This window comes from Rhodopseudomonas palustris, from assembly GCF_003226555.1.
GTDB classification, from domain to species: domain Bacteria; phylum Pseudomonadota; class Alphaproteobacteria; order Rhizobiales; family Xanthobacteraceae; genus Rhodopseudomonas; species Rhodopseudomonas palustris_I.
Genome location: NZ_QKQS01000013.1, coordinates 370,319 through 393,448 on the forward strand (window position 1 = coordinate 370,319; position 23,130 = coordinate 393,448).

Annotated in this window: 17 protein-coding genes; 10 read left to right on the forward strand and 7 right to left on the reverse strand. The window is 65.1% G+C overall.

Annotation, left to right across the window (positions count from 1 at the left end):
* Window positions 1-107: 107 nt before the first annotated feature.
* Window positions 108-1,052 (reverse strand): hypothetical protein, encoded by a 945-nt coding sequence (locus DNX69_RS09435; protein ID WP_110785736.1) that lies wholly within the window; start codon window positions 1,050-1,052, stop codon window positions 108-110.
* A 267-nt stretch (window positions 1,053-1,319) separates the two neighbouring features.
* On the opposite strand from DNX69_RS09435, the gene DNX69_RS09440 reads away from it, so the two are divergent.
* The 3 genes from DNX69_RS09440 to alr all read left to right on the forward strand — a co-directional run bounded on the left by DNX69_RS09440 (window position 1,320) and on the right by alr (window position 5,997).
* Window positions 1,320-2,570 (forward strand): SAM-dependent methyltransferase, encoded by a 1,251-nt coding sequence (locus DNX69_RS09440; RefSeq protein WP_110785737.1) that lies wholly within the window; start codon window positions 1,320-1,322, stop codon window positions 2,568-2,570.
* Window positions 2,571-3,188: 618 nt separating this feature from the next.
* A complete protein-coding gene (locus DNX69_RS09450) occupies window positions 3,189-4,685 on the forward strand; it encodes a replicative DNA helicase (protein WP_110785739.1) in 1,497 nt (498 codons plus the stop codon).
* Window positions 4,686-4,752: 67 nt separating this feature from the next.
* Window positions 4,753-5,997 carry an alanine racemase gene (alr, locus tag DNX69_RS09455; RefSeq protein WP_110785740.1) on the forward strand — a complete coding sequence of 415 codons (1,245 nt, stop codon included), beginning with the start codon at window positions 4,753-4,755 and terminating at the stop codon, window positions 5,995-5,997.
* Window positions 5,998-6,109: 112 nt separating this feature from the next.
* Here alr and DNX69_RS09460 read toward each other — a convergent pair whose 3' ends face one another.
* Together DNX69_RS09460 and DNX69_RS09465 are read right to left on the reverse strand one after the other, a co-directional pair.
* Complete coding sequence (locus DNX69_RS09460) at window positions 6,110-6,370, reverse strand: hypothetical protein (protein ID WP_234826908.1); 261 nt, start codon at window positions 6,368-6,370, stop codon at window positions 6,110-6,112.
* Window positions 6,371-6,433: 63 nt separating this feature from the next.
* A complete protein-coding gene (locus DNX69_RS09465) occupies window positions 6,434-6,826 on the reverse strand; it encodes a NifB/NifX family molybdenum-iron cluster-binding protein (RefSeq protein ID WP_110785741.1) in 393 nt (130 codons plus the stop codon).
* Window positions 6,827-6,974: 148 nt separating this feature from the next.
* On the opposite strand from DNX69_RS09465, the gene radA reads away from it, so the two are divergent.
* From radA to DNX69_RS09490, 5 genes are all read left to right on the forward strand, one after another.
* Window positions 6,975-8,432: a DNA repair protein RadA gene (gene radA, locus DNX69_RS09470; protein ID WP_110785742.1), complete on the forward strand. Its 1,458-nt coding sequence runs from the start codon at window positions 6,975-6,977 to the stop codon at window positions 8,430-8,432.
* 213 nt (window positions 8,433-8,645) lie between these two features.
* Complete coding sequence (locus DNX69_RS09475; RefSeq protein ID WP_110785743.1) at window positions 8,646-9,281, forward strand: CvpA family protein; 636 nt, start codon at window positions 8,646-8,648, stop codon at window positions 9,279-9,281.
* Window positions 9,282-9,304: 23 nt separating this feature from the next.
* The gene (gene purF / locus DNX69_RS09480; RefSeq protein WP_110786048.1) at window positions 9,305-10,834 is read left to right on the forward strand and encodes an amidophosphoribosyltransferase; all 1,530 of its coding nucleotides are present in this window, start codon (window positions 9,305-9,307) and stop codon (window positions 10,832-10,834) included.
* 152 nt (window positions 10,835-10,986) lie between these two features.
* On the forward strand, window positions 10,987-11,730 hold the full coding sequence (locus tag DNX69_RS09485) for an SDR family NAD(P)-dependent oxidoreductase (protein WP_110785744.1): 744 nt from the start codon (window positions 10,987-10,989) through the stop codon (window positions 11,728-11,730).
* 79 nt (window positions 11,731-11,809) lie between these two features.
* Window positions 11,810-13,042: an ABC transporter substrate-binding protein gene (locus DNX69_RS09490; protein WP_110786049.1), complete on the forward strand. Its 1,233-nt coding sequence runs from the start codon at window positions 11,810-11,812 to the stop codon at window positions 13,040-13,042.
* Window positions 13,043-13,137: 95 nt separating this feature from the next.
* Here DNX69_RS09490 and DNX69_RS09495 read toward each other — a convergent pair whose 3' ends face one another.
* Window positions 13,138-13,710 carry a GNAT family N-acetyltransferase gene (locus tag DNX69_RS09495; protein WP_133255993.1) on the reverse strand — a complete coding sequence of 191 codons (573 nt, stop codon included), beginning with the start codon at window positions 13,708-13,710 and terminating at the stop codon, window positions 13,138-13,140.
* Between the two features lie 163 nt (window positions 13,711-13,873).
* Between DNX69_RS09495 and DNX69_RS09500 the strand changes: the two genes are divergently transcribed.
* Window positions 13,874-14,161, forward strand: coding sequence for a DUF6916 family protein (locus DNX69_RS09500; RefSeq protein WP_110785746.1), 288 nt, complete (start codon window positions 13,874-13,876; stop codon window positions 14,159-14,161).
* A 92-nt stretch (window positions 14,162-14,253) separates the two neighbouring features.
* On the opposite strand, the gene DNX69_RS09505 is transcribed toward DNX69_RS09500, so the two are convergent.
* Complete coding sequence (locus tag DNX69_RS09505) at window positions 14,254-14,886, reverse strand: phage tail protein (RefSeq protein ID WP_110786050.1); 633 nt, start codon at window positions 14,884-14,886, stop codon at window positions 14,254-14,256.
* A 424-nt stretch (window positions 14,887-15,310) separates the two neighbouring features.
* Here DNX69_RS09505 and DNX69_RS09510 point away from each other — a divergent pair, with 424 nt between their 5' ends.
* Window positions 15,311-20,419, forward strand: coding sequence for an IPT/TIG domain-containing protein (locus tag DNX69_RS09510; protein ID WP_234826909.1), 5,109 nt, complete (start codon window positions 15,311-15,313; stop codon window positions 20,417-20,419).
* A gap of 49 nt (window positions 20,420-20,468) precedes the next feature.
* Here the strand turns inward: DNX69_RS09510 and DNX69_RS09515 are convergent, their stop codons facing one another.
* Window positions 20,469-21,737, reverse strand: a complete 1,269-nt coding sequence (locus DNX69_RS09515) for a TCR/Tet family MFS transporter (RefSeq protein ID WP_110785748.1) — start codon at window positions 21,735-21,737, stop codon at window positions 20,469-20,471.
* Complete coding sequence (der, locus tag DNX69_RS09520) at window positions 21,734-23,113, reverse strand: ribosome biogenesis GTPase Der (protein ID WP_110785749.1); 1,380 nt, start codon at window positions 23,111-23,113, stop codon at window positions 21,734-21,736. The genes DNX69_RS09515 and der overlap by 4 nt, the downstream gene beginning before the upstream one ends.
* Window positions 23,114-23,130 lie beyond the last annotated feature (17 nt).

Here is a 23,130-nt window from a genome sequence, read left to right on the forward strand (position 1 = left end):
CAGGCCGGGCCCTTTGCCGTTCGGGGCACCTGCTGAAGAGCGCAGGGACTATCGCCCAGAAACGAAAAGGGCCGCATCGAAGCGGCCCCATCGCATCAAATCATCGATTATTTCGCCGGTGTGTCGGCGGAGCCGGAAGGCGGCGGCGCCGGAGGCGGCACCACCTCGGTCGAGGACGGAGCCGACGGCGCCTCCGACCTGTTGGCTGGCGGACCGGCCGGTGACGGCGGCGGGGCCGCCGATTCCGGCGGCGCGGCGGCGGCCGGCGCAGCGGACTCGGGCGACTTGGTTTCGGATGGCACCGCCGGCTTGGCCGGCTCGGGCTCCGCAGCCTTCGGCGCCGGGGTCACGGCAGGCACCGGATCGGGGCGCACGGGAGTTTCAGCCGCCGGAGCCGCAGCGGGCTTGCCACCGCCCTGCTTCGGCGCAGCGCCCTTCTCCTCCTTGCCGGGCTCGGCCGCAGGCGTCTCGGGCTTGGCTGCTTCGGGTTGCGCCGGCTTCTCGTGATGGCGCTTCTTGTCGCGGCGCTTCTTGGCCGGCTTGGCTGCCGGCTCGGGGGCAGCAGCCGGCTCGGCTTCTGCGCCCGGAGCCGGAGCAGCGGCCTCGGCGGGCTTCTCCGCCTCGACCGGCGCGGCGCGCCGCCGGGACTTACGCCCGCGCTGGACCTTCGGCTCTTCAGCCTGCGGTGCGGGCGCGGCCTCCTCCGGAGCAACGGCTTCTTGAGCGCCGCGCCGCTTGCGTCGCTGCCTCGGCTCGGAAGGAGACTCCTGCCTGCCGCGAACATCGGCACCGCCATTCGACACCACGTAGCCGGCCAACATGGCGGCCATGTCACTGCTGGTGGTGTAGTGCTGCCTCAGAAATGAGGCGACCGCGTTGGGCGGGACGGTGCGCAGGAGACCGCGCGGGCTCTTGTGACACACCGCGCAAGTGCTGGAGAAGATCTGTGCCGAGCTCTTGCCCGCTTCCAGATTTTGGGCTCGGGCGGGCTGTGCGACGGCGGCGCCGAGCACGAGCAGTACCGCTACCGAACTGAGCAATCGGCTCACCATTTAGCCCTCCGATGCAAAAAATCACCGCAGTCGCGGCGGGGACCTTTTAGCGAATTGTGTGATGATTGGAAGCGAAGAGATGGAACATTACCGTGCATGATCGAGGCAGCATACCAGCCTCACGCTGATGTCAGTGATGGTATCTTCGATCTTGATTATACTTTCACTCACGCCGCGCGGCGATGCTCTAAGAACCAAGCCGCGAGGCCGGTGTTGTAGCAGTCGAGGCGCTGCTGAATGGTCGGCGCCCGATGCCGGGGCTTACCGATGGACGGATTATTTCGTCTGCTCCTGAGCCGCTTCATCAGACGCGGCACGATCGTCTTCACAACCGCGAGCGGCACCACGTTCACCTGCGGTGACGGCACCGGCGAGCCGGTGCACGCACGCTTCGCGAGCGCCGTAGCGCAACGCCGCCTGCTGCGCGATCCTGAACTCGCCTTGGGCGAGATCTATATGGACGGCGATCTGGTGATGCAGCGCGGCTCGATTGCCGACTTGCTGGCGATCGCGATGGACCAGCCGGACTGGACGCCGCGCTGGGCCAAACTCCACGGGCTGATCCGCTACTGGATCCGCACGCTGCACCAATTCAACCCGCGCCGCCGCTCGCGTCACAACGTGGCCCATCACTACGACCTCGACGGCCGGCTGTACGCGCTGTTCCTGGATTCGGACCGGCAATACAGCTGCGCCTATTTCGAAACGCCCGACAGCAGCCTCGATGACGCCCAGCTCGCCAAGAAGCGTCATGTGGCCGCCAAGCTGCTGATCTTCCCCGGGCAGCGCGTGCTGGATATCGGTTCTGGCTGGGGCGGCTTAGGATTGTATCTGGCTGAGACTTGCGGTGCCCAGGTCACCGGCGTGACGCTGTCGCAGGAGCAGCTTCAGGTCTCCAATGCCCGTGCTGCCGAACGCGGTCTTGCGGACCGAGCCAGCTTCCTGCTCCAGGATTATCGCGACATTCCCGGCCCGTTCGACCGCATCGTTTCGGTCGGCATGTTCGAACACGTCGGTGTCGCCCATTACGACACCTATTTCCGACGCTGCGCCGAATTGCTCAAGCACGACGGCGTGATGCTGCTGCACTCGATCGGCCGCTCCGAAGGGCCCGGCTTCACCAATCCGTGGATCGCCAAATACATCTTTCCGGGCGGCTACCTGCCGGCGCTGTCGGAGGTGTTGCCGGCGATCGAACGCGCCGGACTGTTGGTCTGCGACATCGAAATCCTGCGGCTGCACTACGCAGAGACGCTGAAAGCGTGGCGCGAGCGCTTCCTCGCGCATCGCGAAGAAGCCGAGCGGCTGTACGACGCCCGTTTCGTGCGAATGTGGGAGTTTTATCTGGCGGCGTCGGAAATGTCGTTCCGGAAACAGAACACCATGGTGTTTCAGATTCAGCTTACCCGGCGCCAGGGCGTGGTGCCGATCACCCGCGATTACATGGCTGCAGAAGAGCGGCGATTGCGCGGGATCGAAAGCAGCCACCGACCGCGGCTGCAACTTGCCGGCGAGTGAACCAGCCGGCGCGGTGTCGGAGTTCTCAACTGACCAGCCGAACCGGAAGCTCGCGATCCGCTGCCGGCGGCAGCGGCCGTGCCAAATGGGCCTCCGCGGCACAAAGCAATTCGCGATCGCACGGCCGATGCTCGGCCTCTTCCGCTGCAGCGCGCTCGAAGGACTCGATCAGCGAATTCAGCCAATCGCGGTCGGAATGATCGTGGCAATACTGCTGTGCCATGCTGTGTCCATCATCCGAGGTGCTCCGCGAGCCGCTGCGAAGTGCCTCGACGCTCTTGCCCTGTTTCGCGTCACTTTGTTTGAGTGCACCCTTCCGGGTGCCTCGGTGATCGCGTCTTTCGACCTATCTTCGCCGACAATTCTTACGAATCCCCGACTGGAGCGGTTCGATCTGTCTCGACCGTCCATTTTGAACAGTCGTCCCACTGCGCCCCGAGGTTCACTCCGGCCGCGACGCTGCGGGAACACGTCAAGCACGGGTGACGGCGGCTCCAGCGATCATCCACATCCTTGTCGCGCTGGTGCATAACGCGCGATTGCGACTTTCGCTCCCGACGAAATCGGCGCTTTAGTCGCGCCCCGCATCTGACAAAATCGATCCGATATTCGAGAGCTATGGCCGCATCTGATTCGAACGTTCTCAAGCTTGCGCCGGAACCGGGCGCGCCGGCCTACCGGACCGCACCGCACAACATCGAGGCCGAGCAGGCCCTGCTGGGCGCGATGCTGGTCAACAACGATGCGTTCTACCGGGTGTCGGACTTCCTCGAGTCGAAGCACTTCTTCGAGCCGATCCACCAGACGATTTTCGACACCGCAGCCAGCATCATTCGTGCCGGCAAGATCGCGACCCCGGTCACGCTGAAGACGTTTCTGGCGGCCGACCTCGATCTCGGCGGGTTGACGGTCGCACAGTACCTCGCCCGCCTCGCCGCCGAAGCCACCACCATCATCAACGCCCAGGACTATGGGCGGACCATCTACGAGCTGTCGCTGCGGCGCGACCTGATCGGCATCGGCACCGACATGGTCAACGTCGCCTACGACGCTCCGGTCGACTTCGCGCCGAAGAACCAGATCGAAGACGCCGAGCGACGGCTTTACGAACTGGCTGAATCCGGACGCTACGAAGGCGGCTTCCAGAAATTCTCCCAGGCGCTGACCACTGCGGTCGACATGGCGGCCAAGGCTTTCCAGCGCGACGGAAAGCTGTCGGGCATCGCCACCGGGCTGCGCGACCTCGACACCCGGATGGGCGGGCTGCAGCATTCCGACTTGATCGTGCTCGCCGGCCGTCCCGGCATGGGCAAGACGGCGCTCGCTACCAATATCGCCTACAATGTCGCCAAGGCGTACCGCGGCGAGGTGCAGCCCGATGGCTCGACCAAGACCATCAACGGCGGCATCGTCGGCTTCTTCAGCTGCGAAATGTCGGCCGAACAGCTCGCCACCCGTATTCTCGCCGAGCAGGCCGAGATCGCGTCGAGCAAGATCCGCCGCGGCGGCATCTCCGATGCCGACTTCGACAAGATCCGCGACGTCTCGATCGAGCTGCAATCGCTGCCATTGTTCGTCGACGAAACCGGCGGCCTGTCGATCGCCCAGCTCACCGCCCGCGCCCGCCGTCTGAAGCGGCAGAAGGGCCTCGACATGCTGGTGGTCGACTATATCCAGCTGCTTCAGGGCTCCAGCAAGAAGGGTGACAACCGCGTCCAGGAAGTCACCGAGATCACCACCAGCCTGAAGGCGCTGGCGAAGGAATTGAACATCCCGATCATCGCGCTGTCGCAGCTGTCGCGTCAGGTCGAATCCCGCGACGACAAGCGTCCGCAGCTCGCCGACTTGCGTGAATCCGGTTCGATCGAGCAGGACGCCGACGTGGTGATGTTCGTGTTCCGCGAGGAATACTATCTGCAGAACAAGGAGCCGCGGCCCGGCACGCCCGAACACGAGAAGTGGGCGACCGATATGGAGCTGGTCCACGGCAAGGCCGAAGTGATCATCGCCAAGCAGCGCCACGGTCCGACCGGCACTGTCGACCTGCAGTTCGAAGGCCAGTTCACCCGCTTCAGCGACCTCACCGACGACAGTCATCTGCCGGAACGGATTTGACGCCGAAGCGGATCTGAGCCGCGCCGGCTGCCGTTGAACGGGCCGCAGGCAACGCATAAGGTACGCCATGAACTTCGTTCCCGACCCGAACGCCACCGCCGCCGGCCTGTCGGCGCCGGAGGCGACCACAGCCGCTCCGTTCGCCGCGGCCGACGCGGCCACCTCCGGCATTCTCACCATCGACCTGGACGCGCTCGTCGCCAACTGGCGCAAGCTCGAGAAGACGGCCGTGCCGTCCGAATGCGCCGGCGTGGTCAAGGGCAACGCCTATGGCTGCGGCGCCGGCCCGGTCGTCAAGGCGCTGCTCGCCGCCGGCTGCAAGACCTTCTTCGTCGCCACGCTGGGCGAAGCACGCGCCGTGCGCGAAGTCGCGCCCGAGGCGACGCTCTACGTGCTCGACGGCCTGTTTCCGAACTCCGGCGATGAGTTCGCCAGACTGAATTGCCGGCCGGTGATCGGAGATCTGTACGAACTCGCCGAATGGGACGTGTTCTGCCGCAACTCCGGCTGGCGAGGCGGCGCGGCGCTGCACATCGACACCGGCATGAGCCGCCTCGGCCTGACGATTGTCGAAGCGCAGAGCATCGTGCCCCGGATCATTGCCGGCAATCACGGCATCACCCTGGTGATGAGCCACCTCGCCTGCGCCGATCTCGCCAATCATCAGCTCAACGCCAATCAGGTGGCAGCGTTTCGCGAGATCGCGAGCCAGTTCGCGGGTGTGCCAGCGTCACTGTCGGCCTCGTCGGGCATCTTCCGCGGTCCGCAATTCGCGTTCGACTTGGTCCGTCCCGGCGCCGCGCTGTACGGCATCAATCCCACGCCGGAAGCCGACAATCCGATGCAGCCCGTCGTCGATCTGAAAGCGCGGATCGTCCAGATCCGTAGCGTCGAGCGCGGCGACAGCGTCGGCTACGGCGCGACCTGGACAGCGCGGCGGCCCAGCAGGATCGCGGTGCTGTCGGCCGGCTACGCGGACGGTTACTTCCGCGCCGCCGGCTCCAGCGACGGCACCCGCGGCGCCGACGTGATCATCGCCGGCGAGCGCTGCCCGATCGCCGGCCGGATCTCGATGGATCTGATCGCGGTCGACGTCACCGACCTGCCCGCCAACGCCGCAAGGCGCGGCATGATGGCGACGCTGATCGGCGACGGCATCACCGTCGACGAACTCGGGCATCATTTTGGGACGATCGGCTACGAGGTCTTGACCAGCCTCGGCCCGCGCTACACCCGGATCTACAAAGGCGGCGACGCCAAGATGATGACTGAGCCGGTCGTGTCAGACGAACCGGCAGTTCCGGCGAGCTGAGAGCACGCCACCCGTCAACGTCATTGCGAGCGAAGCGAAGCAATTCAACGGAGTGCACTGCGCTGGATTGCTTCGCTTCGCTCGCAATGACGGATGGGCCTCGCTTCACTTCTCAATCTTCGTGCACCAGAAACAGGAACCCGGTGATCGCCGCCATGAAGGCGAACGACCCGGCGACGCCGACCACGAAGATGATCCGCACCAGGGTCGGCGCCTCGCTGGTGGCGATTACGCCCGCCAGACCGAAGTAATTCTTGAACAGCACGATGCCGGCGAACAGCGCACCGAACGCCGCCCCCATGCCGAAATGGCCGGCGACCTGCAGCCACTTGCGGCGCTCGTAGTCCCGCTTGTCCCGATCGTCACGCATCATCGGACTATTCTAATGCGCTTTCGGCCGAGCCCACTATGGATTCGCACGCAAGCAGCACTGTTGTCAGTGCTTCGAGAACAAGTCGCGCAGCCGGCACAGCGTGGTGGTGATGTCGAAGCGCTGGTCGGGCAGCGTCTCGCCCTTGATGATGAGATCGATCGCAGTCGCCGGGTCGGTCTCGCCGGTCAGCAGCACGTCGGCGCCGCGCTTCTTCATGTGGCGGACATAGCCGTCGCCGGCGCTGCCCGCGACGATCAGTTCGATGCCGTCGAGCGGATGCGGCCCGTCGTCCTTGAAATAGTGCGGCAGCTGTTCCTTGGTCAGTTCGACACGCGACGGCGGCGGCAGCGGCCGGCCGTCGCGATGATCCGAAAGATCGTACACCATCCAGCGCGACGCCTGCCCGGCATGGCCGCTGATCGTGGCCCAGTCCTGGGTCGGAATGGCGATCTTCATGTCCGATGTTTCCCGAGCGCGCTCCAGGCGAACGCCCGAGCTCACAGCATTCTCGATCAAACGGCAGCGCCTGTCTGCTGGACCGTTGACGAATAGAACAAACTATGAACATCAATAACGCATCTATCCCGGTCCAGCCGAGCACGCGATGGCCAAAGCCTCCTCTTCCTTCGTCTGTCAAAACTGCGGTGCCGCGTTCAATCGCTGGCAGGGCAAATGCGAGGCGTGCGGCGAGTGGAATACGCTGGTCGAGGAAGCCGGTGACAATGCCGTGCCGGTGTCGATCCGCGCCAAGCGGCGCGGCCGGACGTTTAGGCTGGAATCGCTGGCCGGCAAGAGCAACGACGCCCCTCGCCTGCCCTCCGGCATGGCCGAGCTCGACCGCGTCACCGGCGGCGGCTTCGTGCGCGGCTCGGTGCTGCTGGTCGGCGGCGATCCCGGCATCGGTAAGTCGACGCTGCTGACCCAGGCCACCAGCCTGATGGCCAAGGCCGGGCATCGCACCGTGTACATCTCCGGCGAAGAAGCGATCGCGCAGGTGCGGCTGCGCGCCGAACGGCTGGGCCTCGCCGCCGCGCCGGTCGAACTCGCCGCCGAGACTTCGGTGGAAGACATCATCGCAACCCTTTCTGAAGGCACGACGCCGAAGCTGATCGTCATCGACTCGATCCAGACGATGTGGACCGACACGGTCGAATCCGCGCCCGGCACGGTGACCCAGGTCCGCGCCGCGGCGCAGGCGCTGATCCGCTTCGCCAAGAAGACCGGCGCCGCGATCATCCTGGTCGGCCACGTCACCAAGGATGGCCAGATCGCCGGCCCGCGCGTGGTCGAGCACATGGTCGACGCGGTGCTGTCGTTCGAAGGCGAAGGCTCGCAGCAGTTCCGCATCCTGCGCTCGGTCAAGAACCGCTTCGGCCCGACCGACGAGATCGGCGTGTTCGAGATGACTGGCCTGGGCTTGCGCGAAGTCAGTAACCCGTCGGAGCTGTTTCTGTCCGAGCGCGACCTCGGCTCACCGGGCACCGCCGTATTTGCCGGGATCGAGGGCACTCGGCCTGTGCTGGTCGAATTACAGGCACTGGTGGCACCCTCCACGCTCGGCACCCCGCGGCGCGCGGTTGTCGGATGGGATTCGGCGCGGCTGTCGATGGTGCTCGCGGTGCTGGAGGCGCATTGCGGCGTCAAGCTGGGTGGCTACGACGTCTACTTCAACGTGGCCGGCGGTCTGCGCATCAACGAACCCGCAGCCGACCTGGCCGCAGCCGCGGCGCTGGTGTCATCGCTGGCGAACGCGCCGCTGCCGACCGATGCCGTCTATTTCGGCGAGATCTCGCTGTCGGGGGCCGTGCGCCCCGTGGCGCAGACCCCGGCGCGGCTGAAGGAAGCTGCCAAGCTCGGCTTTGCCCGCGCGGTGCTGCCGGAACAGACCCGGGGCGATTCCCCAGCCGATGCCGGTCTGACGCTGCAATCGGTCGGCGGCCTCTCCAGCCTGGTCGCGGACATCGCGGCGCGCGGCACGCGGCGCGGTGGTGACGACAGTACGCCGCGGACGAAAGCTGCCTCAAATGCAACACCGGCGCGATTCCGGCGCCAGGAGGGTTGAAGCGGCGTGACGTTTGCAGGGCGCACAGCTATACAACGCCCGCGCAAGCTGAACGTATCCGGCCACCAAGCCTTAACCCAGCGGAACATTGCTGTGACGAGGCACACCGGAACAGTTTTCTGACCTTGCGCCGCGTGCCATACCACCGTCACCTGTGCCGACCCCGTGCACGCCGATTCGCCGTTGTGCTGACCGAGCGGACCTGACCTGCCGATGCCGATTACCATCCTCGATCTCGTTGTTCTCGCGGTGATGTTGGTGTCGGGCCTATTGGCGATGGTGCGCGGCTTCATGCGCGAAGTGCTGTCGATCGCGGCCTGGGGCGCCGCGGCTCTGGTGACGCTGTACGCGTTCCAGAAGCTGATGCCGATGGCGCGGACCTATTTCTCGTCCGAGACGGTCGCCGCCGTGGTGGTGATCGCCGGCGTGTTCCTCGGCACTCTGATCATCGTGTCGATCATCACGGTGCGGATCTCGGACATGATCCTGGATTCGCGCATTGGCGCGCTCGACCGCACGCTCGGCTTCCTGTTCGGCCTCGCCCGCGGCCTTTTGATCGTGGTGGTGGCGTATCTGTTCTTCAACTGGCTCGTGCCGGACAAGCAGCGGCCCGAATGGGTCACCAACGCGAAGTCGCGCACCGTCCTGCAAGGAACCGGTGACTGGCTGATGACGCTCTTGCCGGACGACCCTGAAAATACCATTTTGAAGCGGTTCAAGAAGAACAAGCCGGAAGACGATCAGCAGCAGTCCGACGATTCGGCCGCTCCTGGAACTAATGACGGCTACAGCAAACCTGCCCGCGACGGCCTGAAAAAGCTGATAGAGGGCAAACCGGCCACGCGCTGAGCGTGTCCCACATGAAAGGCGCGATGGACGCGATGCCCAGCTCTTCCGACGACGCCGCAACGCCCGCTTCGGACGCTCGCGACCACCATATCTTCGACGAGACCGTTTTCGACACCGACGGTGACACGCTGCGCGAAGAGTGCGGCGTGTTCGGCATTTTCGGGCACCCCGATGCCGCCGCGATCACCGCGCTGGGGCTGCACGCCCTGCAGCACCGCGGCCAGGAAGCCGCCGGCATCGTCTCGTTCGACAACGGCCGGTTTCATTCCGAACGCCGGCTCGGCCTCGTCGGTGACACCTTCTCCCGCGCCGACGTGATCGCCCGCCTGCCCGGCACCTCGGCGATCGGCCACGTCCGTTATTCGACCACCGGCGAGACCATCCTGCGCAACGTGCAGCCGCTGTTCGCCGAGCTCAACGCCGGCGGCTTCGCGGTCGGCCACAACGGCAATCTCACCAACGGCCTGACGCTGCGCCGTGAGCTGATCCGCAGCGGCGCGATCATGCAGTCGACCACCGACACCGAGGTGATCCTGCATCTGGTCGCGCACTCCAAGAAGACGCGGTTCATCGAACGCTTCATCGAGTCGCTGCGCGCGCTGGAAGGCGCCTATTCGCTGGTGTCGCTGACCAACAAGAAGCTGGTCGGCGCCCGCGATCCGCTCGGCATTCGGCCCCTGGTGCTCGGCGAACTCGACGGCTGCCCGATCCTGGCGTCGGAAACCTGTGCGCTCGACATCATCGGCGCGCATTACGTCCGCGACGTCGAGCCCGGCGAAGTCGTGGTGTTCGATCGCCACGGCGTCACCAGCCACAAGCCGTTCCCACCGCAGCCTCCCCGCCCTTGCATCTTCGAATACATCTACTTCGCGCGGCCGGATTCGATCGTCGGCGGCCGTTCGGTGTACGACGTCCGCAAGGCGTTCGGCGCCCAGCTCGCCCTCGAGAGCCACGTCGAATCCGACGTCATCGTGCCGGTGCCGGATTCCGGCGTGCCGGCGGCGATCGGCTATTCGCGGCAATCCGGCGTGCCGTTCGAGCTCGGCATCATCCGCAACCACTATGTCGGCCGCACCTTCATCCAGCCGACCCAGAGCGTGCGCGAACTCGGCGTGCGGATGAAGCACTCGGCCAACCGCGCCGCGATCGAAGGCAAGCGGATCGTGCTGATCGACGACAGTCTCGTCCGCGGCACCACCTCGAAGAAGATCGTCAAGATGATGCGCGATGCCGGTGCTCGCGAGGTACACTTCCGCATCGCCTCGCCGCCGATCACCCATCCCGACTATTACGGCATCGACACGCCTGACCGCGCCGGCCTGCTCGCCGCGACGCATTCGCTCGACGAGATGCGCGACCTGATCGGTGCCGACACGCTGGCCTTCCTGTCGGTCGACGGCATCTATCGCGCGATGGGCGAACCGGGCCGCGATCCGGCGTTGCCGAAGTTCACCGACCACTGCTTTACCGGCGACTATCCGACCGGCCTCACCGATCTCAATCAGACCGAGGCAACGCCGCGGCAATTGTCGTTGCTGGCCGAAGCGAGCTGAGCTGCGATCCTTCCGAACGCCGTCCCCGGGCGTCCCGGCGGCGGCGTTCGCTTTGAAGGGTCCCGTGTTCGAAGATACCTCTTTTAGAGGATGGCTCCGCCGGTCCGGTCCGCGTATGACAATGCGCGATATATCTTAAGCCGGACATCCTCATGACCCAACCTCTCGCTTCCCGTATTGCTCTCGTCACCGGCGCCTCGCGCGGCATCGGCTACGCCACCGCCAAGTCGCTCGCCAAGGCCGGCGCGCATGTCATCGCCGTGGCCCGCACCCAGGGCGGACTCGAAGAGCTCGACGACGAGGTGCGGAAGGACGGCGGTCATCCGCTGACGCTGGTCCCGCTCGATCTCACCGACTACCAGGCGATCGGCCGCCTCGGCGGCACGATCTACGAACGCCACGGCAAGCTCGACGTGCTGGTCGGCAATGCTGGGATTGCCGGACCGTCGTCGCCGCTCGGCCATATCGACCTGAAGCCGTGGCTCGACGTCATCGGCATCAACCTGAACGTGAACTTCCAGCTCGTCCGCTGCATGGAACCGCTGCTGCGCGCCTCGGATGCCGGCCGTGCGGTGTTCCTGACGTCCCGCGCCGGAGGCAAGGCACCCGGCTACCGCGGCCCCTACGCGGCCTCGAAAGCAGCGTTGGAGACATTGGTTCAGGTTTGGGCCAAGGAAGTCGTCAATACCACGCCGATTCGCATCAACCTGTTCGATCCCGGCCCGACCCGCACCAAGCTCCGCGCCAACGTCATGCCCGGCGAAGATCCGGAGACCCTGCCGACGCCGGATCAGGCCGCAGAGCTGCTGCTGCCGCTGTGCCTGCCGTCCTTCACCGAAACTGGCAAGCTGTTCGACGGCCCCTCTCGTTCCCTGAAAGACCCGCAGGCCGATTGACTTCGCCCCGGCAGCGCGATTGACTGACTGCGAGCGGAGGAAAACATCCGCAGTCAATCGCCATTCCTAGGGGGAAATGATGAGAGTAGTCTTCTCACGCCGTTACGCTATGGCCATCGCGATGGCGAGCGTCGCCTTCGCAGCGCCCGCACTCGCCCAGACCAAGGACAAGAACGTCAAAATCGGCGTGCTCAACGACATGTCGAGCCTGTACGCCGACATCGGCGGGCCGAACTCGGTGGTGGCGGCCAAGATGGCGGTCGAGGATTCCGGCCTCGCCAAGAAGGGCTGGACCATCGACGTGATCAGCGCCGATCACCAGAACAAGCCGGATATCGGCGCCAATATCGCGCGGCAATGGTACGACATCGACAAGGTCGACATGATCACCGACACGCCGAACTCCGGCGTCGCGCTCGCAGTCAGCAATGTCAGCAAGGAAAAGAACGGCATCCTGATGAACTCGGGCGGCGCCAGCGCCGACCTGACGGGCAAGCAGTGCACGCCCAACACCATCTCGATGACTTACGACACCTACATGCTGGCGCACGGCACCGGCGCAGCCATGACCAAAGCCGGCGGCAAGACCTGGTTCTTCCTGACGTCCGACTACGCGTTCGGCCACGCACTCGAACGTGACACCACCGCGGTCATCAACGCCAACGGTGGCAAGGTGGTCGGCAGCGTCAGGCATCCGCTGAACACCCCGGACTTCTCCTCGTTCCTGCTGCAGGCGCAGGCCTCCAAGGCCAACGTCATCGGCCTTGCCAATGCCGGTGGCGACACCACCAACGCGATCAAGCAGGCGGCCGAATTCGGCATCGTCCAGGGCGGCCAGAAGCTGGCAGCGCTGCTGCTGTTCATCAACGACGTCCACTCGCTCGGGCTGAAGACCGCACAGGGCCTCACCTTCACCGTGTCGTACTACTGGGATCACAACGACCAGGGCCGGGCATTCGCCAAGCGCTTCCAGGAGCGCGCCAGAAACCACGAGATGCCCTCGATGACCCAGGCCGGCGTGTATGCCGCCGTGCTGCACTATCTCAAGACGCTGGAGCAGATGGGCGGCAACCCGCACGACGGCAAGATGGTGGTCGCCGAGATGAAGAAGCTGCCGACCGATGATCCGGTGTTCGGCAAAGGCTCGATCCGCGAAGACGGCCGCGCCATGCACCCGGCATTCCTGTACGAGGTCAAGAAGCCCTCGGAGTCGAAGGGAGCGTGGGACTACTTCAAGCTGATCTCGGAGATCCCGGCCGATCAAGTGGCGGTGCCGCTGGGAGAGAGCACCTGCCCGCTGATTAAGAAGTAGCAGCTGGCAACGCTGATCACGACAATGATGATGGCCGGCCCGATCCCGGCCATCATCATTCCTGGTGCTCCATTCAACTAAATTCGCCCTCTCAATCAGTCGACCGGCTTCGTCATCTGCCGATACGCTTCGCCGCCGAGCTCGACAAATCCGAGACGATGATACAGCCTGCGGGCCCGATCATTCGACGACTGCACCGACAGAGTCAGTCGTCCCACATTCATCTGTTTTGCCACGCTGGCTAAACCATCAATCACCGCTCGCCCGACACCGTCTCCTCGCGCGGCGGGAAGCAGCGCGATATCGATGATCCGCAGCGCTTGGCCATCCCGGCACTGCCGCGCGGCACCCGGCTCGAGTCGGGCTACATCGCGCGATACGGCCACCGCCTCCTCGATCGCGACAACGATCCTGCCGACCGCCACGTCCCGGTCCGAAATGACGAAGTATTCGGCATCGGGAAAACTGCGCAGATAGCCGATCCGCCGCGCGTCGAACTGCTGCGCGAGTAGCCCCGCGAGCATCGGTTCGGGCAACTCCATATCATCGAACTCCGTTCGCAAGATCTCATCCGACAGGCCCCGACAGAAAGCATCGTCCGTCGGCCGCATTGGACGAACCGATAGCCCCGCAACAGCCAGCTTGAAATGCGCCGCGATACGAGCCACGGCCACCTCCAATTCAATCGGCGCCGCAAGCTTTGAGGCGGCTCATTGACGCCGACTACATGTCCTACACTAATCGAATGCTACAGCGTTCACGACCACGCACGCGGCTCGAACGTTCTCGTTCGCGGCGCAATCGCCTTTCAACAACCAATCGAGGCTCCAGATGTACCTGATGAAGCCTGAAGACTTCGAACCCTGGGTCGGGCGGGCAGTCCGTGTCGCCACCGTCCCCGAGCCTGTTGAACTCACGCTCGTCAGACTGCAACGCAAGCCGGTCTTCGTCGGCGTCGAGCGCGAGCCGTTCAGCCTGTTTTTCGAGTCCTCGGAAGACGTGTACCTGATCGATGCCGCCTACGAATTCGATTGCGGTCGTGGCGGCCCCTACACGATCCTGATTTCCCAGCTGCAGCCCAAGAATGGCCGAAGACGCTACCAGGCAGTCTTCAATTGAAGCGAACTATTCAATTCCGACAAACATGAGCGGTCAGTCAACGCCACTGCCGACAGTGGCGCTGACATCGCGATCTCGTTAATTCCTCCGGCTCATCCGTGTTGCGGATAGATACCGGCGAGGCAGATATTGGTGCGGAGCGCCAGATAGGGAGGCAGGGTCTCGATCGGCACATTGTTGCCGGTATTTCCGATCTGAACCGTGCCGCCGGTGATTCCGCCACCGCCGCTGACGCCACCGAGATTAACCGGCGTGCCCGAGGTGCCCGCTGGCGCATAGATCTTCGGCTGCGCTGCACCGCCCGGAGCCGTATTCGCCAACTGAGAGCCCGCCGCCGGCGTGGCCGTCAGCGACGCTGCCGGAGCACCTGTCAGCGCCTGAACGGCCACCGCCGAACCGCCGCCACCGCCCGTCGGCGTGAATACCGCCGCATGCGAATGTGCCGGTAGATTGACCTGAGTGAGCGTGACGCGCTCGACGCCGTCATGGGCGCCCCATGCGTAGTTACTCAGCCCCGGCCCCTGCCCCGCGCCGATGATCACCCGTGACTGCAGATTTGGAAGCTGGAACGTCGTCCGCCCATCACCACCAAACGTCGCGCCGATCAGCGCGAACAGCGCCTGGTTCTGGTTGACAGTGAATGTCTGCCCCGCTGCGACCGCCCAATCGATCGGCGCAAAGTTAAAACTGACCTGCATAATCTGACCAATGAATGCCTCAGCCATCTGATCCACCCTCGCTGTTGAAGATTGGGTGCACCAACACGGGCACCCCGACCCCGCCGCTCCATACGCGGCATATGCCGTCAAAAACTCATAGTAACAACAACGTCTTCGCCCCCGTACTCGAACTATGCGCCCATGATCCGCGGCAGACGACACGATCGAGTTCACAATCAGCAAACGACTTCCCGATCTCCGTTCGCCGGTATCAAGACACAACTAATCTATAATCAATAGACCGGGAACAAGACCCCGAACACTTACTAACTGTTACTTTCTTGCATCTGGTGCAGCGATTCAATCGAACAATCACCGATTGCAGTTGATAACACACCAATCTGAATGCGAACAATAGCGCCGTTTCGAGATCGGGCCTCGCGACCGTCATTTTCAGAGGCTTCGACACGCTCCGGAAGCGGCCAACGACATGCATATCGCAGAACGCTTATCATCGTCCTATTCGGCCGTTTCTAAATCACGATTGTTGGCACAAGCTAACCTGACGCGCTCCCGTTTCGACAGCGCGTGGTGCGATCGGCGCAACGTTCCCGTTGCCTCTGCCATGTCGCTTATCAGGCGAAGGAACCGCCATTTGGCTCTGGCGGCATTGATTTACCTCACCGCAGCAGCAGTACCGACGTTGAGCTGGGCGGCATCGGCAGGGTGTAACGCGGTCAACAGCGGGGCGCTGGATTATTCCGTCACCTATTCGTCAGCCGACACTCCAGACGACGGAAACGGTTACAAAAGCACTTTTGTGGCGGGGTTCGCTGCTGGCGACATCATCAACTATTCAGTCACCATTAATCCAACGACCGGCTCCATCCAGGCGGGCTTTCTTTCCGATTTCAGTTTCGGCATCCCGAATGGATTCAACAACAACACAGGCGGCGGCTTCACGTCGACAGTTACCGGTCAGCACTATCAATTGACATCGACCGACGTCAGCAACATCGACGCGAATGGCGGCCTTTACGCCGAAACATACTACAATGGCTTTCAAGGCTTTACCGGCAGCGTTACGCTTTCGGCGACCTGCACCGCGGCAGGCACACCAAGCGTCACATCAGTGGCGCCGACATCGGGTCCGCTCGGCGGTGGCACGTCGGTGACCATCACCGGCACGGACTTCACCGGCGCCACGTCGGTGAGCTTCGGCGCAACATCGGTACCGAGTTCGAGCTTCACTAGCAGTTCCGCCACTCAGATCGTGGTCCCTTCGCCGAGCGGCAGCGCAGGAACGGTGCATGTGACCGTGACGAACGGTATCGGCACGTCACCGACCAGCTCAAGCGATCAATTTACCTATGTGGCGGCGCCGACGATCGGCACAATTTCACCCAATTCGGGCTCGACCGCCGGCGGAACAGCGGTGACAATCAACGGAACGAACTTGTCCGGTATCACCAGCGTGACCGTCGGCGGCACAGCCGCGACACTCGGCACCAACACCGCGACCTCAATCGCGATCACAACACCGGCCGGAACTGCAGGTGCTCGCGACGTGGTGGTGACCACAGCGGGCGGCTCGGCCACCTCGACGGGCGGCTTCACCTACGTCGCGCCGCCGACCATCGGCACGATCTCGCCGAATTCGGGCCCGACCGCAGGTGGTACGTCCGTCAGCATTACGGGTACCGATCTGTCAGGCGTCACAGGCGTCACCGTTGGCGGCGCGGCAGCGACGCTCGGCGCCAATACATCGACCTCGATTGCAATCACGACCCCGTCCGGAAGCGCAGGCGCGCAGAACGTCGTGGTGACGACGGCAGGCGGTTCCGCGACTTCGACCGGCGGTTTCACCTATATCGCGGCGCCAACCATCGGCACGATCTCGCCGAGTTCCGGTCCGACAGCGGGTGGAACGTCCGTGACCATCACCGGCACCAACCTGTCCGGGGTAACCGGTGTGACCGTGGGCGGGGCAGCGGCGACACTCGGCAGCAATACATCGACCTCGATCGTGATCACGACGCCCTCGGGAACGGCCGGAGCACGCGACGTGGTCGTGACCACCGCGGGCGGCTCAGCCACTTCGACGGGCGGCTTCACCTATGTCGCTGCGCCGACCATCGACACGATCTCACCGAGTTCCGGTCCGACTGCGGGTGGAACGTCCGTGACCATCACCGGCACCAACCTGTCCGGGGTGAGCAGTGTAACCGTGGGCGGGGCAGCGGCGACACTCGGTACCAATACATCGACCTCGATCGTGATCACGACTCCGGCCGGAACCGCAGGTGCACGCGACGTCGTCCTGACCACGGCGGGCGGCTCGGTGACATCGACCGGCGGTTTCACGTACATTGCCGGACCGACCATCAGCACGATCTCTCCGAGCGCAGGCCCCACCGCCGGCGGTACCAGTGTCACGATCACGGGCACCGATCTGTCTGGAGTCACGGGCGTGACGGTCGGCGGCGCAGCCGCAACACTGGGCACCAACACGGCGACGTCGATCGTGATCACCACGCCGTCGGGAACGGCCGGGGCGCGTGACGTGGTCGTGACTACCGCAGGCGGCTCTGCAACCTCTGTCGGCGGCTTCACCTACGCGGCGCCACCGACGATCGGCACAATTTCACCGAGTTCCGGCTCCACAGGAGGCGGCACCTCGGTGACGATCACCGGGACAAATCTATCCGGAGTGACGTCTGTCACGATCGGCGGCGCGTCCGCCACGCTCGGCACCAATACGTCGACATCCATCGCGGTGACCACGCCCTCCGGCACGGCCGGGGCACGCGACGTGGTGGTGACCACCGCAGGCGGCTCGGTAACCTCGACTGGCGGCTTCACCTACATCCTGTCACCGTCGATCAGCACGATCACCCCGAATGCCGGTCCGACCGCGGGCGGCACCTCGGTGACGATCACCGGCACCAACCTGTCCGGCGTCACCAGCGTGACAGTTGGCGGCGCCTCTGCGACCCTGGGCACCAATACCTCAACCTCGATCGTGATCACCACGCCTGCCGGAACAGCCGGCGCCCGAGACGTGGTGGTGACCACCGCAGGCGGCTCGGCAACCTCTGTCGGCGGCTTCACCTATGCGGGGCCACCGACGATCGGCACGATCTCACCGAGTTCCGGCTCCACAGCGGGCGGCACCTCAGTGACGATCACCGGGACAAATCTATCCGGAGTCACATCCGTCACGATCGGCGGCGCGTCCGCCACGCTCGGCACCAATACATCCACTTCGATCGCAGTGACGACGCCCAGCGGCACCGCGGGCGCACGCGACGTCGTCGTGACCACGGCCGGGGGTTCGGTGACATCGACCGGCGGCTTCACCTACGTGGTGTCCCCGACCATCAGTACCATCGTGCCGAACTCGGGCCCGGCCGCCGGCGGCACGTCGGTCACCATCACCGGCACCAACTTGTCGGGAGTCACCGCGGTAACTGTCGGGGGAGCTGCTGCGACGCTCGGCACCAACACCGCGACATCGATCGTGATTACGACGCCGGCCGGGACTGCCGGCGCTCGCGACGTCGTGGTGACCACGCCGGGCGGCGCCGCCACATCGAGCGGCGGCTTTACCTATATCGCGGCTGCGACGGTGACAGCGATTACGCCTGCCGTGGGTCCGATCAGTGGCGGCACGTCGGTCACCATCACCGGCACGAATCTCACCGGCGCGACAGCCGTGACGATCGGTGGCGCCGCCGCGACCGGCGTGACCGTCGTGAACCCCACCACGATCACCGCGACCACGCCGGCTCATGCGGCGGGCAGCGCCGACGTCGTGGTGACGACACCGGGCGGCACCGCGACCGGAACCGGACTCTATAGCTACGTCTCGGGTCCCGCCGTGACGTCGATCAGTCCTGCCAGTGGCCCGGCCGCCGGCGGTACCTCGGTCACGATCACCGGCAACAACCTCACCGGCGCGACCGCGGTCAGCTTCGGCGGCGTGGCGGCCACAGCGGTGAGCGTCACCAGCGCCACAACGATCACTGCAACAACGCCGGCGCATGGCGCGGGCGTCGTAGACGTCACCGTGACGACGCCAGGCGGCAGCAGCACCGGAGCCGGGCTCTTCAGCTACATCGTCTCCGCCACCATAACCACACTCACCTCCTCCCGAAATCCAAGCGAAGCGGGCCAGGCCGTGAGTTTCACCGCAACGGTGACGGCGAACGGTGCCACTCCGATCGGCACCGTCACTTTCACCGATGGCGGTGTCTCGATCGGATCGGTTGCGTTGTCCGGCGGTACTGCGACGCTCACCACGAGCAGCCTGACCGTCGGCACGCACACCATCGTCGCCGTGTTCGCCGCCAATGCCAGCTTCAGCGCCAGCACCTCATCGCCGCTGCTGCAGGCCGTCAATACACCCCAGGACAGCTTGAAGCTGCGCGCGATGCAGATCATCGCGAGCAAGACGATCGCTCAGACCTCCGGCGCAGCGATCGCTGGTGCGATCGATTCGGCGATCTCCGAAGGGTTCAACGACGGCGGTGAGCTGATTACGCCGTCCAGTACGGGCCTGCGTTTCAATTTTACCGACGATCTTTCGCAGAGCAGAGCCGGTGCCCGCGACAGCGCCGTCGAGAGCCGCTGGCCAAGGTTTGGAGTACAGGACGACGTGGCCGGCGGTCAGACGAAGGGATTTGGCTTCGGCGCTCCGGCAGCCTTCGGACGTAGTCGATCGCGCGTCGACGATGCATTCGCCGCGATGGGCAGCAGCCCCGGTATCGCCAAGGCACCCTCGAAGGCACTGGTCGAACCAAAGGAGTGGCTGATGTGGGCCGAAGTGAGAGGTGCCGGGATCGGCCAATGGAATGCGAGCAGCACCGGCTCGGTCTTGACCGGCAATCAGGTCAATGCCCTGATCGGACTGACCAGGAAGCCCTCCCCCGACTTTCTGATCGGCGTCGTCGGCGGCTACGAGATCTTCGACTACAAGTCCGGTACGCTGAACGGCAGGCTCAAAGGCGATGGCTGGACGATCGGCTCGTATGCTGGGTGGCGATCCGCCGCCGGGTTGCGCTTCGATATTGCCGGCGCCTATTCGGGGATTGGTTACGACGGTTCGGCCGGTGCCGCCTTCGGCAGCTTCGATGGGCAGCGCTGGTTGGTGTCCGGCGGCATCACCGGCGCCACCGAAGCGTTCGGCTTTGCGATCGAGCCCTCGGCGAAGATCTACGCACTGTGGGAGCGGCAGAACGCTTATGTCGATTCGCTCGGCACGCAACAGGCGCAGCGCGACTTCTTCACCGGCCGGGCGTCGGCCGGCCTCAAGCTGAGCTATCCCTGGCATTATAGCGCAAGCGTGACGTTCGCGCCCTATGCAGGCTTCTTCGGAGACTACTACTTCCTCGGCGACAACGCTGAAACAGTCACTTTGGACGGCGGGGCACCGCTGGCGTCCGTGCCGCTGCTGGATGGATGGTCGGCGCGCGTGACCGGCGGCGTCGCAGCGCGGTTTGGCAACGGCGCTGCGGTTGCGGTGGGCGGTGAGCTCGGAGGTCTCGGCGGCACGGTTCAGATTTGGACGCTTCGGGGCCGGGCGTCGGTGCCGTTCTGAACAGAGGTCGCCCAAGCAAAATGCGGGCCGACCAGGGGGAGCGGCTTCGTCAGTTCGGCAAAGTTCGCTTGGTGGCGTCTCCCGCCGACACCACGATCACCACCGACACCATCAGCAGCGCGCCGGCGAGCAAGAACGGCGCGCCGGGCAAATGCAGCGGCGCGCCGGCGTCGATGAAATAGGCGAAGATCATCGTGAACATGAACGGGCCGATCAGTTCGGCGACGCTCTTGACGCTGGTGGTGGCGCCCTGCAATTGGCCCTGCTGCGCCGGCGACACCAACCGGGTCATCATCCCCGAGGTCGCCGGGCCGGCGATGCCCCACAGCGTCATCACCGGAATGCCGATGCAGAACAGCGCGCCGCTCGGCGCCAGCGCATAGATCAGGAAGCCGAGCGCGCCGCCGCCATAGCCGATGATCTGCGCGTTGCGCTCGCCGAGCAGTTTCACCGCCGGGCCGACCAGCCCGCCCTGCACGATGGTGGTGCAGATGCCGACGAACGCCAGCGCCAGGCCGACCGTGGTCTGATCCCAACCGTAACGATAGCCGGTGTAGAGCACGAAGGTCGCCGGCAGCGCGACGTGCGCCACCTCGGCGCAGAACTCGACCACCGCCAGCGCGGCCAGCGTGGCGTTCGAGCCGAGCAGCCGCACTGCACCGATCGGATTGGCGGATTTCCAGCGGAACGGAGAACGCCGGTCGCGTGGCAGCGACTCCGGCAGCACGAACAGCCCGTACAGCGCGTTCGCCAGGCTCAGTCCCGCCGCCACCCAGAACGGCAGCCGCGGATCGACGCCACCGAGCAGACCGCCGATCGCCGGTCCGAAGGTGAAGCCGAGCCCGAACGCGGCCCCGACCATGCCGAACACCGCCGCACGCTTCTCCGCGGGCGTCACGTCGGCGATGTAGGCGAACGAGGTCGAGATGCTCGCCGAGGTGATGCCCGACAGTACCCGGCCGACGAACAGCCACCACAGCGACGGCGCCAGCGCCATCAGGATGTAATCGAGGCCGAGCCCGACATTCGACAGCAGGATCACCGGCCGCCGGCCGAACCGATCGGACAGCCCGCCGAGGATCGGCGAGGCGAACAACTGCATCAGCGCCCAGGCGGTGCCGAACAGGCCGTAGATTCGCGCGGCGTCCGCGGTGTTGTCGTTGGAGAAGCTCTCGATCAGCTTCGGCAGGATCGGCAGGATCATACCGACGCTGAGCATGTCGAGCGCGATGGTGATGAAGATGAAGCCGACAGCGGCGCGACGCGGCCCGGTCATGCCGGTCACCGGCGCCTGCTGCGCTGCGGCCCCCTCGGTCATGACTTGCGTTTACGCTTGTGCGCGAACGGATTGGCCTTCTCGCGCAGCGTGATCCGCACCGGCGTGCCCGGCAGCTCGAAGGCGCCGCGCAGGCTGTTGACCAGATAGCGCAAGTACGATTCCGGCACGGCGTCGGCGCGCGAACAGAATACGACGAAGCTCGGCGGCCGCGCCTTGGTCTGGGTGACGTAGTTCAGCTTCAGGCGGCGGCCCGAAACCGCCGGTGGGGGGTTCTGCGCGATCGCCTGCTCGAACCAGCGGTTCAGCGCCGCGGTCGGCACCCGCCTGTTCCACACCGCATAGGCATCCTGGATCGCCTGCATCAGGCGCTCGACGCCTTCGCCCAGCATGCCGGACGTGGCGACGATCGGCACACCCTTGATCTGCGGCAGCCAGTGATCGGCATCGGTGCGAAGCTGACCGATCTGGCCGCCCTGGCGCTCGATCAGGTCCCACTTGTTCACCGCGAGCACCAGCGCCCGGCCCTCACGCTCGACGAGGTCGGCGATCCGCAGATCTTGTTCTTCGAAGCGGTGCTGCGCGTCCATCATCAGCACCACGACTTCGGCAAAGCGCACGGCGCGCAGCGCATCCGCGACCGACAGCTTCTCGAGCTTTTCTTCGATCCGCGACCGGCGCCGCAGCCCGGCGGTGTCGAACACGCGGAAGTCGCGCCCCTGCCATTCGACCTCGACGGCGATCGAGTCGCGCGTGGTGCCGGCTTCGGGACTGGTCAGCAGCCGCTCCTCGCCGAGCAGGCGATTGATGAAGGTCGACTTGCCGGCATTCGGGCGACCGACGATCGCCACACGGATCGGCCGTGTCGCGATCGCCTCGTCGCTGTCATCGATCAGCTCGTCGTCGTCCTCCTCGTCGACCGGCTCGGGCAGCAGCGGTCGCAGGGCGTCGTAGAGCTCGCCCATGCCCTCGCCGTGCTCGGCGGAGATCTGCACGGGATCGCCGAGGCCGAGCGCATAGGACTCCATCGCGCCGACCTCGCCGTGCTTGCCCTCGCTCTTGTTGGCGACCAGCACCACCGGCTTGTTGGCCCGGCGGGCGAAGTCCGCGAAAGCCCGATCGTTCGGCGTCAGGCCGGCGCGGGCGTCGATCACGAACAGCAGCGCATCGGCGAGCTCGATCGCGGTCTCGGTCTGCTCCTGCATCCGAGCGGTGAGCGAGCCCTTCGGCCCCTCGTCGAGGCCGGCGGTGTCGATCAGCGTGAAAGTGAGATCGCCGAGCCGACCTTCGCCTTCACGGCGATCGCGGGTGACGCCCGGCGCGTCGTCGACCAGCGCCAGCTTTTGGCCGACCAGGCGATTGAAAAGCGTCGATTTGCCGACATTGGGCCGGCCGATGATTGCGAGGGTGAAAGACATGGCTGATCCGTCGCCGA

Excerpts from the sequence above, each read along its gene's own strand:
- DNX69_RS09510 (WP_234826909.1), top strand. The coding sequence starts at position 15,311 with ATGCATATCGCAGAACGCTTATCATCGTCCTATTCGGCCGTTTCTAAA.
- DNX69_RS09475 (WP_110785743.1), top strand. The coding sequence starts at position 8,646 with ATGCCGATTACCATCCTCGATCTCGTTGTTCTCGCGGTGATGTTGGTG.
- DNX69_RS09440 (WP_110785737.1), top strand. The coding sequence starts at position 1,320 with ATGGACGGATTATTTCGTCTGCTCCTGAGCCGCTTCATCAGACGCGGC.
- alr (WP_110785740.1), top strand. The coding sequence starts at position 4,753 with ATGAACTTCGTTCCCGACCCGAACGCCACCGCCGCCGGCCTGTCGGCG.
- radA (WP_110785742.1), top strand. The coding sequence starts at position 6,975 with ATGGCCAAAGCCTCCTCTTCCTTCGTCTGTCAAAACTGCGGTGCCGCG.
- DNX69_RS09505 (WP_110786050.1), bottom strand. The coding sequence starts at position 14,886 with ATGGCTGAGGCATTCATTGGTCAGATTATGCAGGTCAGTTTTAACTTT.
- DNX69_RS09500 (WP_110785746.1), top strand. The coding sequence starts at position 13,874 with ATGTACCTGATGAAGCCTGAAGACTTCGAACCCTGGGTCGGGCGGGCA.
- DNX69_RS09490 (WP_110786049.1), top strand. The coding sequence starts at position 11,810 with ATGAGAGTAGTCTTCTCACGCCGTTACGCTATGGCCATCGCGATGGCG.
- purF (WP_110786048.1), top strand. The coding sequence starts at position 9,305 with ATGGACGCGATGCCCAGCTCTTCCGACGACGCCGCAACGCCCGCTTCG.
- DNX69_RS09485 (WP_110785744.1), top strand. The coding sequence starts at position 10,987 with ATGACCCAACCTCTCGCTTCCCGTATTGCTCTCGTCACCGGCGCCTCG.
- DNX69_RS09515 (WP_110785748.1), bottom strand. The coding sequence starts at position 21,737 with ATGACCGAGGGGGCCGCAGCGCAGCAGGCGCCGGTGACCGGCATGACC.
- der (WP_110785749.1), bottom strand. The coding sequence starts at position 23,113 with ATGTCTTTCACCCTCGCAATCATCGGCCGGCCCAATGTCGGCAAATCG.
- DNX69_RS09450 (WP_110785739.1), top strand. The coding sequence starts at position 3,189 with ATGGCCGCATCTGATTCGAACGTTCTCAAGCTTGCGCCGGAACCGGGC.
- DNX69_RS09435 (WP_110785736.1), bottom strand. The coding sequence starts at position 1,052 with ATGGTGAGCCGATTGCTCAGTTCGGTAGCGGTACTGCTCGTGCTCGGC.
- DNX69_RS09460 (WP_234826908.1), bottom strand. The coding sequence starts at position 6,370 with ATGATGCGTGACGATCGGGACAAGCGGGACTACGAGCGCCGCAAGTGG.
- DNX69_RS09465 (WP_110785741.1), bottom strand. The coding sequence starts at position 6,826 with ATGAAGATCGCCATTCCGACCCAGGACTGGGCCACGATCAGCGGCCAT.